Raw genomic sequence first — 15,196 nt, forward strand, 5'->3', positions numbered from 1 at the left:
CGGAATGACCATGACGACTCGTAGCTTATTGCTGGCCGCCATCGCGCTGGCGGGCACATCCGCGCATGCGCAGCAGACTGTCGATCCCGGAAGGGTCGACGAGCGTCTGCGCGGGCAGCCGGCCATGCCCTCGGTCTCGCCGGTGGAACTCCCGCAGGCGCCCACATCGGAGGCTGCGCCGGAGAGCACGGCGCCGCTCCGCCTCCCCCTCATCCGGTTCGAGGGAGCGACCGCGGTGCCGCTCGACGTTCTGAACGCTCTGGCCCAACCCTATCTCAACCGCGACATCACCTTGGCCGACCTTTTCCGGCTCGCGGAAGCGGTGACGACGGAATATCGGCGCCGGGGTTTCGTGCTGTCCCGCGCGGTGGTCGCGCCGCAGCGTATCGAAAACGGCGTTGCGACGATCAACATCGTCGAGGGCTTCATCGGTGACGTGCGCGTCGAGGGCGATCCCGGCGGCTATCGCCCGCTCCTCGAAGGCTATTTCGCGCCGGTGCGGGCCGAGCGGCCGACCTCGGGCGATGATCTCGCACGTGCGCTGCTGCTCGCGCGCGACCTCAAAGGCGCCAGCGTGCGGGCTGTGCTGACCCCGTCGAGCGACGAAGGTGCCGCCGACCTCTCTCTCCTCGTCGCGCGCCAACCGATCGAGGCCTTTGTCGCGGTGGATAATCGCGGATCGCGCTGGCTCGGGCCGGTGCAACTCTTCGGAGGGCTGGTCTTCAACGATCTCGCGCAGCTGGGCGGACGCCTCGCCCTCACCGCGGTGGCCGCGCCCGACGAAAGCGGTGAACTGGCCTTCGTGTCTGGTGCCTATGATCAGCCGCTCGGCGGTTCCGGGCTGCGGATGAGCGGCTTTGCCAGCTTTGCGCGCACCAAGCCGGGCGACGAGCTGCGAGTGCTGGCCGTGAAGGGCAAGAGCTTCAGCTGGGGCCTTGCTCTCCAATACCCCTTGGTGCGCAGCCGGCAGACCAACGTTCTCGGGCGGTTCTCCTGGCAATCGCGGGAGAGCAGTTCACGCAATCGCCTGATCGATCCGGTTTTCGATGACCGCATTCGGACCGTCACCGCCGAATTGCTGGGCAATCATGCCGACCGGATGGGCGGCCAGACGACGCTGCGCGCCTCCGTGACGCAGGGGCTCGACGTTTTCGATGCGACAAGGCTGGGTGACCCCGCGAAATCACGGGGTACCGCATCGGCGATGTTCACCCGTCTCAATGGCGAAGTGACGCGGGTGCAGCCTCTCTATCGCGGACTGCATCTTCTGCTCGGCGCCACAGGTCAGTGGTCGGCCGAAAGCCTGCTGGCCTCCGAGGAGTTCGGCTTGGGCGGCGCCCAATACGGCCGTGCCTATGATCCCTCCGAAATCACCGGGGACAAGGGCATCGCCGGCAAGGTGGAGCTTTTCTACACCATCGCCGCGCGCGGCATGGGGACGGTCGAACCCTATGTCTATTATGAAGGCGGCCGTGTCTGGCAGAATGATCTGCTGCCGGGCGAGCGCCCGCGCGCCGGATTGCGATCCTATGGCGTCGGCTTGCGGGCCGGCATTGCCGACCGTTTCAGCCTCTCGATGGAATACGCCAAGCCTGTCCGCCGCGCCGTGAGCGCAGAGGGCAACCGGGATGGCCGCATCTTCGTGTCCCTGAGCGCCGCTTACTGAGCCGGCGCGATCCTCGTCGCGCCGATCGTTCCGATTTCGTGGAGACCTGATATGAGCACGTCCACTCTCGCAGCCCAGCCCGCCCTCTCACCCCTTCGGGGCCGCCGTACCGCGCTGCTGCTCTCGGCAGCCATTCTCGCGCTGGCCAGCGCACGCCCCGCTCTCGCGCAGGACGCCAATGCCCTGCCGACCGGCGGCGTGGTGGTCGGCGGCAGCGCCACCATCGGTGCGCCCGTTTCCTCCACCCTGGCCATCACGCAGACCAGCGACCGCGCGCTGATCGAGTGGAACAGCTTCGACATCGGCTCGAATGCGCAGGTCACCATTTCGCAGCCGGGCGCCAGCGCCGTCGCGCTCAACCGTGTCGTTGGAGGCGATGCGCCGTCGCAGATCGCCGGGTCTCTCAATGCCAACGGCATCGTGGCGGTCATCAACAGCAATGGCGTGATGTTTGCCGGCACGGCCGACGTGAATGTCGGCGGCCTGATCGCCAGCAGCGCCAATGTGGTGGATGCCGATTTCATGAACGGCGGTCCGCTGGCCTTCACCGGCATGCAAGGCTCGACGGCCGAGATCGTGGTCAGCGCTGGCGCCAATATCAGCATTGCCGATCAGGGCCTTGCCGCGTTCTTCGCGCCGACCGTGCGCAATCAGGGCGTGATCTCGGCCCGGCTTGGCCGCGTCGTGCTCGCCTCGGGCAGCAGCGCCACACTGGATCTGGACGGCACGGGCTTTCTGGAGATCGGCCTTGGCGCAGACAATGCGCTGGTCGAGAACAGCGGCACGATTGCCGCGCGGGGCGGCCAGATCCTGCTCACCGCCCGGACAGCCGGTGCCCTGATTGATCAGGTGGTCAATAGCGGCACGCTCACGGCATCCGGCATGACCTCCGAACCCGACGGGACGGTCGTGCTGTTCGCCCAGAGTGGCGATCTTGCGATGAGCGGAACCATGGATGCCGGTGCGGACGGTCTGGTCGGCGCCAGAGCGGCGGGCGGGATCGACGTCACCTCGGCCCTGTCCGTGTCTGGCGATATGCTCGTGGAGGGCGCCCGCATCGGCGGGGCCGGGCAGATCAATGTAGGCGACGGGGCGCTGGAAATGTCCCTCAACATCGGCGGTGCCGATGTGAGCGGCAATGGCGATGTGATCGGGGATGCGCTCGGTGTGATCGGCACCGCCGCCGGTGGCACGCTGCTGAACCTGGGTGAGGGCATCTACGCCGCCGGTGCGACCATTTCACGCGACAATGTGACCATCAATGGTGGCGGTCTGGCGACCATCCGGCTTCCGCTGACGGGCGGCGCAATCAACGGGCTGACCGTCAATGCCGATGACGTGACGATTACCGGCATGCGGTTCACTGGCATGCTGCCCGAAGGCGCGACCGCATCGGGTTTTGATTGGGGGAACTCAGTTACGCGTGGCATCGCGCTGCTCAATGGCGCAGATAATGCAACGATCGCCGGCAACAGCATCATTGGCGTGCGCAACGGTATTCTCGTCGATGGACGCAATGTCACCGATCTGCGGATCACCGGCAACCTGATCGACAACACGAAGAGCGGCATTTCCCTCCAGTATGTCGATGGTTCCGCCCCCGGGTTCGTGATCAGCGGCAACAGCGCGGGTGCTTTCGGCAACGAGTGGGGCATGAACCTGCATCTGAACGGGGTGTGGAACGGCACCACGACCACGTCCGGAAACGGCCTGCTCGGTGCCAATATCTCTCTGGAGGAGCAGGCGCGACTGCTAGCGCTGAGCGGTGCCAATGGCGGCATGTCCGTGTTCAACCAGGCCTATACCGCCTCGAACCGGACGCATGTCACGGTCGCAACGAACGGTTCCGGAAGTGCTCAGGGATCAGCGGCGACACCTCTGTTGTCGGTGCAGGATGGCGTGAACGCCGTCGTGTCCGGCGGCATGGTGGAGGTGCGGGACGGCACCTACGATCTTGGCAGTTCGCAACTCGTCATCCGCAAGGCGCTGACCCTGACCGGCCAGTCTGAGAGCGGCGTGATCCTCGATGGGCGCGCGGTCAGCGGCAACGGGCTGGGGACGATCTCGGTCCTTGCCGATAATGTGTCTCTGTCGAATTTCACGCTATATGGCAGCACGCTCGCCGGCGGTAATTACGGCATCAAGGTCCAGCCCAATCCGGCAGGGCATGTCAGCACGCCGGGCGGAACGAGCGAGCGGGTCCATGACTTTGCGATCAGTAATGTGACGGTGCGCGGCTCGCGGCGAGCCGAGCTGGACCTTAATGGTGTGGTCGGCGCCCGCATCACCAACTTCACCGCCGATGGCCGCAGCGTCGCCGACGACGCAATTCTCACGGAAGGGGCCGGTGTGCAGATCACCGATAGTGCCAATGTGGTGCTGGAGGGCGTGCATACCTTTGGCAATGATTGGGGCGGCGTCGCGCTGTATCAGAGCAACAAGAGCAGCGGCTATAATGGGCAGACGACGAACATCACCATCGATGCTGCTCTCAACAGCTTCGAAGAACAGCTGGGTCTGTTCAGCCAGCTTGAATCGACCACGCAGCAGTTCGGCCAGCTCAACCTCACCGGCTTCGATTATGCGGTGCGCAACAGCGATCATCGCAGCGATGATCTCGACGGGCAGTTCATTTTCTATCGCACCGACCTGGCGGATGCGCTCAGTTTCGCGCGGGACGTGGGCAATGCTGCGGCCAGTTCGATCGAGGGATACGGCCCGGGTGGCCTGACCAACATCTTCACCGTGGCCGAAGGTCTGTCGATCAACACCGCGATCGGCGATGCGCGGTCCGGCGCGACCGTGAATGTCGCCGCCGGCACCTATGAAGAGACCGCGGCCGTCACCAAGGCGCTGACCCTGAGTGGCGCGGGCATGAACGAGACGGTCATCACCGGCGGCATGACGATCAGCGGCAGCCCGAGCGGACTGACCCTGCGGAACTTTGCGGTGCGGGGCTCGGCCGGCTCCGCCGTAATCAGCAACAGCGGGACGATCACCGGACTGACCCTGAGCGGCGTGCGGATCGACGGCGAAAATGTCGCGGGTCGCCACGGCTTCATCGGCGGGCAGATCGGTGGCGATATCGCGATCACCGGCTCGGAATTCCTCAATATCCGTGGCTGGGCAGCATTCGATACGCGCAGCGGCGCCGGCGGCGCTAATGACGGCGCACAGATTGGTAGTGTCGTGTTCAGCGGCAATCTGCTCGACCACACGGCAGGGCACATCGCCTTCCGGCAGCAGAGCGGCGACTTCGATTATCCGGATGTGACGATTGCTCAGAATATCGTGCGCAATGGCGGCGATTCGGATCTCTCGTTCGGCGCGATCTTCAAGGCGTTCCGCGCCGGAACCGTCAATTTCGTCGGCAACAGCGTCAGCGATGTCGGCGTGAGCAGTTGGACCCCCAGCGGCGAAGCCACCTACGGCGCCGTGCTGATCATGCGCGGCGTGGAGGCGCTAAACCTTACCGACAACATTTTCACCAACAACAATCAGGTTCTGGCTGTCGAGCCCGGCTTTGGCTTGCCGACGGCGACGACCATCACCGGCAACAGCTTCATCAACAATCGCTATGATTTTTACCTGCCGACCAATGTCGCCGGCGCGGGGACACTCAGCTTCGGCAGCGGCAACAATTTCGTCGCGGGTGACGCCACCGTGCAGCATATTGTGTGGCGCAGCGCGAATGATCTCGATCTGACCGGAGTCAGCTTCAACGGCGTGCTGGCAAGCGCACTGACGCTGGACCAGCTCTTCGCTGTCGAAGATCGGATTACCCATGGCGTCGACGTGGCTGGCGCGGGTCTCGCCCATGTGGTGGCCGGCCAGCTCTTCGTCACCACCGCGTCCGGCCCGGATGCCGTGCGGCGGGCCCTGGGGCTGGGCCAAGATGGCGACAGGCTGAACCTGTCGGCAGGCACCCACAGTCTCGCCGACACGCTGTTTATTACCAAGGATATCGATGTGGTTGGCCAGGGCTCCGGGCTGACCGTGATCGATGCCAGCGGGCACGGCCATTACGGCATAAGGGTGAATGCCGACGATGTCGCCTTGAGCGGCTTTGCGTTGCTCGGCTCACAAGCGAACACCAGCTCCACCTATGGGATCAAGGTTGAAAAGCGCGGCGATGCCGACTCCCGCAACACGGGCTTTGCGATTACTGATGTGGCGATCAGCGGATCGCACAAGACCGGTCTCGATCTGAACGCCGTCGTCGGCGCGACCATCGATGGGGTTTCAGTCAGCGGCGTCGTGGCCGGCAACGGCATTTCGATCACCGACAGCGCCAATGTCGTTGTGCGCAACAGCCAGACGGCCGGCAATGCCTGGGGTGGGCTGGCGCTCTATCAGGCCAACAACATCGACGGTGGTGGCAGCACCCAGCAACTCACCAATATCACGATCGAGGCGAGCAACAGCTTCGGTGAATCGAACGGCCTCTACCTGCAGAATTCTTCCACGATGACGGCGCCCGGTGCGATCAATATCCTGGGCTATGACTATATCGTCCGGAATGCGGAGCACCGGCAGGACGGCGCGCAGTTCACCTTCTTCCAGAAGAGCCGGCAGGACGCCTTCGACTATGCCGTCAACCTTGCAGCGGCGAACGCGAGCCTTGTTCAGGGCTGGTCTGGCACGGCGAGCAGCGGCACCTATTATGTCGGCGAGGGGCAGCTCGATGGCGGGGGGACGGCGATGCTCTCGCTCCAGTCGGCGCTCGACGGCTCCAGCATGGGTGATGCGATCTTCGTCGGTGCCGGCCGCTATAGCGAAGCGGCCAGCCTGTCCGGCTTGCGCGCGCTCATCTTCGAGGGCGCGACTTTGGACGGGATGACACTTGGCGGCGGCGCGGCTGGCAGCAGTGTCAGGGGCTCGGTGACGGTGGGACAGGGCGGCTTCACCGCCGCCGGTCTCCTCACCCTCTCCGGGGATATGGTGATTGGAGCGCCGGCGGGCACGATCAGCCTTGCCTCGGTCGACGGAAACCATGGGCTGAGCCTGAGCGGCAACACTGCCGCCATCGGAAGCGCGGCAATCGGTCGTCTGGACGCCACGGGCACGATGCTCTCGGCCTCCAACATCGCAACGACCGCCACCCAGACCTACACCGGCGCGACCATCCTCTCCGGCACGTTCAGCACAGGCGGAGGCGCCTTCCGCGTGGATGGCGCGACCATGCTCGGTGGCGCAACCACGCTGGTGACGAACGGTGGGGCTGTCCGTCTGGGTGTCGTCAGCGGACCCCAGACGCTGGCCGTGGACGCCGGGCAAGGCGCGATCGAGCTGGGGTCGGTGAACGTCGGCAGCATTACGGCGACCGGGCGTCAGATCATGACCGCGGGCACTGTCACGACGGGAGCGCAGAGCTACACCGGCGCGACGACGCTGGCCGGCACGTACAGCGCAACCAGCTTCTCCGTGAACGGCGCCACGACGCTGGCCGGCGCCACCACGGTCGATGCGCTGGCGGTGGCTAGTTTCCTCGGCATCAACGGGGGTGCAGGCGGTGGCCAGACGTTCACGCTCAATGCGAGCACGGTCGCTCTGGGCAATATCGGCCAGATCACCCGGCTCGGCGCAACGCGTGTAATCGGCAATCAGGTCGTGCTGAACGGCAGCAGCTACACGGCGAGCGGGCTGACGTTCAGCGGAACGGCGACCGGATCAGCGCTGCGCCTGACACAGGCGCTCACCCAATTCGATGCGCGTCCCGGCGGGTCGATCGCGATCAGCCCCAATCTGATCGGTACCGCCAATGCCGCGCAAAGCGTGGCGTTCCTCACCGGCACCGGTCTTGCGGGTGCCACCGGGGATGGTGACGTCAGCCTCGGCAATCTCGGCAGCGAAAGCATAAGGCTGGGCAGTCTGTCCGTCACGGGCGGGAACTTCTCCGCCGCAACCGTCAAGCTGGCGGGCGACTTCACCTCGCAATTGAGTGGCAACCAGCTGTTCAGCGCGAACACGCTGGATACGCTCGGCAATGTCAGCGCGTCGGTGACTGGCAGCGAAAGCGGCCCCATCGTGGCGGGCGGCTCCGTGGCGGTGAGCGCGGGCGGTTCGGGCACGGGCTCGATCATAGCGGGCGGCCCGGTGCAGCTTGCCTATACCAGCAATGTCTCGCGCGACGTCAGTTCGCAAAGCAGCGTCTCGCTCACCTCGAACGGCAGCGTGGGTGGCTCCATCCAGGCGGCCGGGCCGGTGGCGCTGAGCGCGACGGGGCCGGTCAGCTCGTCCGTCACCTCCGGGGGCTCGGCGTCCATCGCCTCGCAATCGGGCATATCGAGCACGGTCAATGCCGGCGGCGGCGTCAGCGTCTCGGCGGGGTCCGGCAATGTCAGCGGATCGATCAAGGCGACCGGGCCGGTCACCGTGCTGGCCAGTGCCGGGTCGATCAGTTCGCAGATCGTCACGGCGGGCAGCGCCTCGGTCACCTCGGGCACGGGCAGTATCTCCAGCGTGATCAACGCCGGTGGCGCCGTGTCGGTGGCGGCGCCGGGTGCGGTGACCAGCACGATCAGCTCGGGCGGCACGATCTCGCTGCAGTCGAACACGCCGCTCAACGTGCAGGTCAATGGCGGCGCGCTCGTCGTCGATGCGCCCGGCGGCACCATCGAGGGTGTGTTCAAGGAGATCAGCAGCAATGGCGACGGGTCGTTCGTGGTCAACGATCAGCCCGTGGTGGCTGGCGGCAAGATCAACCCGAACCAGATTATCACCGACACGTTCATCACGCCCGTCGGTGGCCAGGTGACCGGCACCGGCGAGATCATCCTGCCCGCCAATCTCACGCTGGGCGTAATCGCGCCCGCCACCGCTGCGGTTGGGCCGGCGCGGCCTCCGATCGTCGTCAACACGGTCCAGCGGCTGGGCGAGCTGCTGCGGCAGGGCTACAGGGCGATCATCATCCAGATCGACGAGGGCCAGCAGGAGGTGGAGCGGGAGCTGGAACTAGCCATCGCGCGCTAAGGATCAGCCTCGCCCCCGCTCGCCTAGATTTCCGCGATCTGCGCGCAGATCCGGTCGAGCGAGGCGGCTTCCCGCTCGACTTCCCGCAGGCCGATTTCGAGCGGGCAGTTCTTGATATCCCGGCAGTTCAGGATCTTGCCGGATGCGCCCTGTGCGCCGTCGATGATCAGCTGGCGGAACTGGGCGGTGCGCTGGAGGCTGCCATCGATGGTGGCGATTACCGCCAGCGCATCCTGATCGTGGCGATCGCGCATGGCGACCAGCGCGCGCAGTTCGGCGAGCAGCTTTTGCAGCGTGGGGCGGGTTCGGCCACCCACGGAGCGCACATCGCCGAACGACTCGCGCATGGTGGAAACCTTATCGGCGGTTGTGCGCTCAAGCTGGCCCCAGGCGAGAATCAGGCGACCGACCGCCTGCAGCAGCGCGGCATCGCCATCGGCAGGCGTAGTCGCAGGTCGTGCGCCGGGGAAAAGATCGGGCTGGTCTTCTGAAAGTGGTTCGCCGGTCGGCGTGGGAGAACCGACCGGCGTTCCTTGCTCGACACCGGCATTGTTACCGGGCGAAGCAGAAGTTCGGTGGGAATCGGACATGTTGCTCATCCGTCAGGCAACAGCGCGCATCGGCATGATGGTGGGATCATCACAGCAGACACAATGGCATCTCGCCCCAAGACCAGCGAACCGACTCTTCGTCCCACTCTCTTTGTGGAGTGTTAAGTGTACTATATGACTGATAGCGGCCGATAGTGCATCCGAAAATTGCGTTGAACCAAGGCGAACGCCAAAAAAATGCAACATTGCGTGCAGGGGTCGGCGCTCAGAAATCAACGGCGATGCCCTTGCGCTCCCAATCGCCGAAGCGCGTCGGGTCCAGCCCTTCGTCAGCGGGGCGCGGCTGCGCCCGGGCTTCCTCCGGCTGGGGCACCGGCGGGCTTTTCGAAAGGTAGCTCGGCGGCTTGAGATGATCGGGGCGTTTTCCCACGCTTTAATGCTCCGTTTTCGTGCCGTGGCACGCGGTCCGTGACCTGATGATGCCTTAAGCGGCATTTCCCGGCCACGTATCGACTTTAGCTGTTATAGGGCCAAGCCATGTCCCGCCCAACCGTCAAATCGCAGCACATCCCTCAAAATGCCCAGCCTGCCGGGCTGCCGGCGCGGCGGGCGGCGCTCAGCCTGCTCGATGCCGTGATCCGGCGGGGGCAACCGCTCGAACAGGCGCTGGGGGCGGCGGCCCGCAACATCAGTCATCCGCCCGACCGCGCGCTGGCGCATGGCATCGCGGCTGGCGTGCTGCGTTACATGACGGAGCTGGATGCGCTGATCGACAGCGCAACGCCGCGCCCGCTGCCCGTGGACGCGAAAGCGCGCATGGTGCTGCGGCTGGCGCTGGCGCAGGCGCTGATCCTTGAAACGCCGCCTCACGCCGTGATCGCCACATCCCTGCCGCTGGTCGATGGCGGGCCACGCAAGCTCGTTCATGGCGTTCTGGGCACCTTGTTCCGGCGCCAGCTGGCCCTCCCCGAGGCGCCTCGCCTGCCGGACGAAGTTGAGGCGCGCTGGGGCGAGGCGTGGGGCGAAGAGGTCGTCGGCGCGGCGCGGCAGCTGATCGCGCACCGCCCCCCGCTCGATCTCACATTGCGCGATGCCGGAACGACTGATGAATGGACGGAGCGGCTTGGCGGCGTGTCACTTATGCCCGGTCACGTCCGTTTGCCGGCGGATAGCGAGGTAACAGCCCTGCCCGGCTATGCCGAGGGGCAGTGGTGGGTGCAGGACCTCGCCGCCTCGCTTCCGGCCCGGCTGCTCGGGGCGGGGGGAGGCCGTTCCGTGCTCGATCTGTGCGCGGCGCCTGGCGGCAAGACCATGCAGCTTGCGGCTGCGGGCTGGACTGTCACCGCTGTGGACCAGTCCCAGCGCCGGCTGGAGCGGATGCAGGCCAATCTTGCGCGCACCGGGCTTGAGGCAGCTGTGCTGCGCGCCGACCTCACCAACTGGGCGCCGGACGCGCCGGTGGACGCGATCCTGCTCGATGCGCCCTGTAGCGCGACCGGCATTTTCCGGCGCCACCCGGACGTGCTGCACCGCGTTGGCCCGCGACAGATTGCCGAGATGGCCGAAATCCAGGCGGCGCTTGTTGCGCGTGTGTGCGGCTGGCTGAAGCCCGGTGGCGTGCTGGTCTACGCCACCTGTTCGCTGGAGCCCGAGGAGGGCGAGGCGCAGATGGACACCCTGCGCGCGAACCATCCCGAGATGCTGCCACGGCCGATCGACACGGCCTTGCTGCCCGAGGGGCTCGTGGCAGAAGGGCATGTGCTGCGTCTTCTCCCCGGCGCGTTGATGCCGGCGGGCGGGCTTGACGGCTTCTTCATCGCCAGCCTGTCCCGCTCTGACTCGCTTTAGGGCGCGCGGGCCCCAATCCATCCACAACTTTCGGCCTGTGGCAGTTGCACTGTCCGAATCGCAGGGTTAAGCGAAATTCATGATGCCATCCGTGCGTATTTCCCCGTCGATCCTCTCCGCTGACTTCGCGCGCCTGGGCGAGGAGGTTCGCGCCGTTGATGAGGCAGGTGCCGACTGGATCCATGTCGACGTGATGGACGGGCATTTCGTGCCCAACATCACCATCGGCCCGATGGTCGTGAAGGCGCTGCGGCCGCACACTCAAAAGCCGCTCGACGTGCACCTGATGATCTCGCCGGTGGACAGCTTCCTGGATGCGTTTGCGGAGGCCGGCGCGGATATCCTGACCGTGCATCCCGAGGCCGGGCCGCACATTCACCGCACGGTTCAGCGGATCAAGGCGCTGGGCAAGAAGGCGGGCGTTTCGCTCAATCCCGGCACGCCGGCCAAGATGCTGGACTATCTGCTCGAGGATATCGATCTGGTCCTCATCATGAGCGTGAACCCCGGCTTTGGCGGCCAGAGCTTCATCGACAGCCAGCTTCGCAAGATTGAGGCTGTGCGCAAGGCCATCGACAAGACCGGCAAGGACATCGCGCTGGAAGTCGACGGCGGCGTGGATGCCGTTACCGCGCCGCGCGTCATTGCGGCGGGGGCCGATGTGCTGGTGGCGGGCACCGCGACCTTCCGGGGCGGACCAGCATCCTATGCCGACAACATCCGGATGCTGAGGGGCGGATGAGCGCCCGGCCGCTCCCCACGCCTACGCCGCCCCCGGAACCGCCGGTGGAAGACGGTATTGAGCGGGGCAAGCGGCTGATTCGCGTCTCGGATGATCGCGGTGTGTCGCTGACCGAGCGACTCGCCAATCATTTCTATCGCCTGAGCTGGGCGACGCCATTCCACAATATGCGGCTCAAGGGCAAATATCCGCTCAAGCTGCTCGCCGTGCCGGATGACGGCATTCCGGGCGACGCGCGGGCGGGCAAGGCGCTGCGGGCGGGCTATTTCCTGTTTCGCGGCCTCAAGCAGCCCGTGGCCACGCTGGACTGGCGCCGCATCGAGCAGCCGGCGGAGTTCGTGGATTATCTCCACAGTTTCCGCTGGATGCGCGATCTGGCGGCCGCCACCACGCGGGACAATGCGGTGCCCGTCGCCGAGGCGCAGATGCGGGCCTGGCTGACCGCCCATGCCGAAAAGCCGACGGACCCTGCCTGGCGTGCCGATAATGCCGGCTGGCGCATCCTGTATTGGACGGCCTATTCGCCGCTGATCCTCTCCAGCAACGATCTCGTTTACCGCAGCCTGGTGCTCAACAGCATCGCGCGCACGGCGCGTCATCTCGATCGCGGTGCCGACAAGGCGCCGCTGGGCCTGCCGCGCGTGATCGCCTGGACCGGCATCGTTGCGGCTGGCCTGTTGCTGCCCGGTGGCGATCCGCGAAGGATATTTGGCGAGGCCGGGCTGCGGCGGGCGCTGGAGACGGGCTTTTCGAGCGATGGCGGCATCATTTCCCGCTCGCCGCTGGAGCAGGTCGAGGCGATCACGCTGCTGGCGATGCTGCGCGCCGTCTACGACGTGCGCCGTGCCGACCTGCCGGCCTGGCTGGCTGAAACGATGGAGCGCATCGTCGCTGCCCTGCTCGGCATATTGCATGGCGATGGCGCGCCGGGAAGCTGGCAGGGCGGGGCGCCGCTCGATCCCGCACGGATCACAGCTATCGTCGCGGCCTCCGGGATTCGCGCCCGGCCGCTGCGGCAGGCACGCGACTGGGGTTATCAGCGGCTGAGCGGCGGCACGACTGTCGTTCAGGTCGATGCGGCCCCGCCGCCGGTGGCCCGGCTGGCCTCCAATGGCTGCGCCTCGACGACAGCGCTGGAAGTGTCGGATGGGCCGGTGCGGCTCATCGTCAATTGCGGCGGCGCGGCACTGGCGGGCGCGTCTCTCCCGGCTGATCTGACCCAGGGCCTGCGCACAACGGCGGCGCATTCGACGCTGGTGCTGGACGATACCAATTCCACCGCGATCCTCCCCGATGGCGCGCTCGGCAAGGGCGTGAGCGAAGTCGAGCTGGATCGGCAGGAGCATGAGCAGGGCAGCCGGCTCGAAATTGCGCATGATGGCTATGCGCGGCGCCTTGGCCATTTGCATCGGCGCACGCTGGTTCTCACGCATGAAGGGCGGGAACTGCGCGGTGAGGACGTGCTGCTGCCCGGCAGCCGCCGCCGCAAGCCGGTCAGCTGCCCGCTCGCCATCCGCTTCCATCTTGGCCCCGATATCGAGCCGACGTTGACCGCTGACCGGCAGGGCGCGTTGCTGCGTCTGCCCAGCGGTGCCTTGTGGCAGTTCCGGGTCGGCGCCGGGGAACTCGCAGTGGAAGAAAGCCTCTGGGTGGACGGCGAAGGCAGGCCCCACCCCACGCAGCAACTCGTGGTGAGCGCCACCACGGGGCCGGGCGGAACAAGCATCGGCTGGCTGCTCAAGAAATCGGGATAAGGACAAGACAGATGCAGGATGTGACGATCCGGCGGGCACTCCTTTCGGTGTCCGACAAGACCGGGCTATTCGAGCTGGGTGCCGCGCTGGCGCGCCATGGCGTGGAGCTGGTTTCCACCGGCGGCACGGCCAAGGCGCTGCGCGAGGCGGGGCTCGAGGTGCAGGATATTTCGGACCTCACCGGTTTTCCCGAGATGATGGACGGGCGCGTCAAGACGCTGCACCCCAAGGTGCATGGCGGCCTGCTCGCGGTGCGCGACAATGCCGAACATGTCGCGGCGATGGAGGCGCATGAGATCGGTGCGATCGATCTCGTCGTGGTCAATCTCTATCCCTTCGCCGCCACCGTCGCCAAGGGCGCGGACCGCGACGAGGTGATCGAGAATATCGATATCGGCGGTCCCTCGATGGTCCGCTCTGCGGCCAAGAACCACGCCAGCGTGACGATCCTCACCGATCCGGCCGATTATGCGCGTCTGATGGACGAGATGGACGAGAAGGGCGGCGCGACCAGTTATGATTTCCGGCGCCTCTGCGCCGCCAAGGCCTATGCCGCGACGGCGGAATATGATGCCATGATTGCCAGCTGGTTCGCCACGGTGGATCAGGGCGAGCCGTTCGCGCCCCGCATGGCGGTGCCGCTGCGTCTCGGCCAGTCGCTGCGTTATGGTGAAAACCCGCACCAGCAGGCCGCGCTGTATCTGCCGGCCTTCGCGCCCGAGGGCGGCCTTGCCGATCACCGGCAGGTGCAGGGCAAGGAGCTGAGCTACAATAATCTGGCCGATGCCGATGCGGCGATGGAGCTGGTCAGCGAGTTCCGCGACGGGCCGCCCACGGTGGTCATCATCAAGCACGCCAATCCCTGCGGCGTCGCGACCGGCGAGACGCTGATCGACGCCTATCGCGCCGCCTTCCAGTGCGACACCGTGTCGGCCTTTGGCGGCATCATTGCAGTCAACCGGCCGCTCGACGGGCCGACGGCAGAAGCAATCACCGAGATTTTCACTGAAGTCGTCTGCGCGCCGGATGCCGATGATGCGGCGCGGGCCGTGTTCGCGAAGAAGAAGAATTTGCGGCTCATCCTCACCGGCCCGCTGCCCGATCCGGCGCGCGCGGGCATGACGATGAAGTCCATTGCGGGCGGCATGTTGGTGCAGACGCGCGACAATGGCCGCATCAGCCGCGATGACCTCAAGGTGGTGACCAAGCGGGCGCCGACCGATCAGGAACTGACCGACTGCCTGTTCGCCTGGACCGTCGCCAAGCATGTCCGCTCCAATGCCATCGTCTATGCTAAGAATGGTGTGACGGCGGGCATCGGTGCCGGGCAGATGAACCGGCGCGATTCCTCCCGCATCGCGGCCATCCGCGCGCGCGAGGCGGCCGAGGCTGCGGGCTGGAGCGAGCCGCGCACCGTCGGTAGCGCCGTAGCGTCCGATGCCTTCTTCCCCTTCTCCGACGGCCTGCTCGCAGCGGCCGAGGCTGGCGCACGCGCGGTGATCCAGCCGGGCGGGTCGCTGGGCGACGACGCGGTGATCGCGGCGGCGGATGAGGCCGGGCTGGCGATGGTCTTCACCGGGATGCGTCACTTCCGCCACTAAGCTGTGCCGGCAGACGTAGGCATGCAGCCGGAGCGCGCCTCGGTCCGCCCGGTTCTGCGCGC

The 15,196-nt window shown here is 66.2% G+C and carries 8 protein-coding genes; 6 read left to right on the forward strand and 2 right to left on the reverse strand.

Going from position 1 to position 15,196, the window contains the following annotated elements:
- Positions 1-4 precede the first annotated feature (4 nt).
- Positions 5-1,666 (forward strand): ShlB/FhaC/HecB family hemolysin secretion/activation protein, encoded by a 1,662-nt coding sequence (locus M2334_RS01220; protein ID WP_264593587.1) that lies wholly within the window; start codon positions 5-7, stop codon positions 1,664-1,666.
- Between the two features lie 51 nt (positions 1,667-1,717).
- Positions 1,718-8,638: a beta strand repeat-containing protein gene (locus M2334_RS01225; protein WP_264604596.1), complete on the forward strand. Its 6,921-nt coding sequence runs from the start codon at positions 1,718-1,720 to the stop codon at positions 8,636-8,638.
- 23 nt (positions 8,639-8,661) lie between these two features.
- On the opposite strand, the gene M2334_RS01230 is transcribed toward M2334_RS01225, so the two are convergent.
- Entirely contained in the window at positions 8,662-9,228 is a 567-nt protein-coding gene (locus tag M2334_RS01230) for a hypothetical protein (RefSeq protein WP_264593589.1), read from the reverse strand.
- 226 nt (positions 9,229-9,454) lie between these two features.
- Positions 9,455-9,619, reverse strand: a complete 165-nt coding sequence (locus M2334_RS01235; protein ID WP_264593590.1) for a DUF1674 domain-containing protein — start codon at positions 9,617-9,619, stop codon at positions 9,455-9,457.
- A 107-nt stretch (positions 9,620-9,726) separates the two neighbouring features.
- Here M2334_RS01235 and M2334_RS01240 point away from each other — a divergent pair, with 107 nt between their 5' ends.
- The 4 genes from M2334_RS01240 to purH all read left to right on the forward strand — a co-directional run bounded on the left by M2334_RS01240 (position 9,727) and on the right by purH (position 15,134).
- Positions 9,727-11,037, forward strand: coding sequence for an RsmB/NOP family class I SAM-dependent RNA methyltransferase (locus M2334_RS01240; RefSeq protein WP_264593591.1), 1,311 nt, complete (start codon positions 9,727-9,729; stop codon positions 11,035-11,037).
- Between the two features lie 79 nt (positions 11,038-11,116).
- Positions 11,117-11,779 (forward strand): ribulose-phosphate 3-epimerase, encoded by a 663-nt coding sequence (rpe, locus tag M2334_RS01245; protein ID WP_264604597.1) that lies wholly within the window; start codon positions 11,117-11,119, stop codon positions 11,777-11,779.
- Complete coding sequence (locus M2334_RS01250; protein WP_181561169.1) at positions 11,776-13,533, forward strand: heparinase II/III family protein; 1,758 nt, start codon at positions 11,776-11,778, stop codon at positions 13,531-13,533. The genes rpe and M2334_RS01250 overlap by 4 nt, the downstream gene beginning before the upstream one ends.
- Positions 13,534-13,544: 11 nt before the next feature.
- Positions 13,545-15,134, forward strand: a complete 1,590-nt coding sequence (gene purH / locus M2334_RS01255) for a bifunctional phosphoribosylaminoimidazolecarboxamide formyltransferase/IMP cyclohydrolase (protein WP_264573931.1) — start codon at positions 13,545-13,547, stop codon at positions 15,132-15,134.
- The last annotated feature ends 62 nt before the right edge of the window (positions 15,135-15,196 follow it).

Source organism: Sphingobium sp. B11D3D (assembly GCF_025961755.1).
Classification (GTDB): Bacteria; Pseudomonadota; Alphaproteobacteria; order Sphingomonadales; family Sphingomonadaceae; genus Sphingobium.

Coding starts and splice junctions, on each gene's coding strand:
- M2334_RS01220 (WP_264593587.1), top strand. CDS start 5: ATGACCATGACGACTCGTAGCTTATTGCTGGCCGCCATCGCGCTGGCG.
- M2334_RS01225 (WP_264604596.1), top strand. CDS start 1,718: ATGAGCACGTCCACTCTCGCAGCCCAGCCCGCCCTCTCACCCCTTCGG.
- M2334_RS01230 (WP_264593589.1), bottom strand. CDS start 9,228: ATGTCCGATTCCCACCGAACTTCTGCTTCGCCCGGTAACAATGCCGGT.
- M2334_RS01240 (WP_264593591.1), top strand. CDS start 9,727: ATGTCCCGCCCAACCGTCAAATCGCAGCACATCCCTCAAAATGCCCAG.
- rpe (WP_264604597.1), top strand. CDS start 11,117: ATGATGCCATCCGTGCGTATTTCCCCGTCGATCCTCTCCGCTGACTTC.
- M2334_RS01250 (WP_181561169.1), top strand. CDS start 11,776: ATGAGCGCCCGGCCGCTCCCCACGCCTACGCCGCCCCCGGAACCGCCG.
- purH (WP_264573931.1), top strand. CDS start 13,545: ATGCAGGATGTGACGATCCGGCGGGCACTCCTTTCGGTGTCCGACAAG.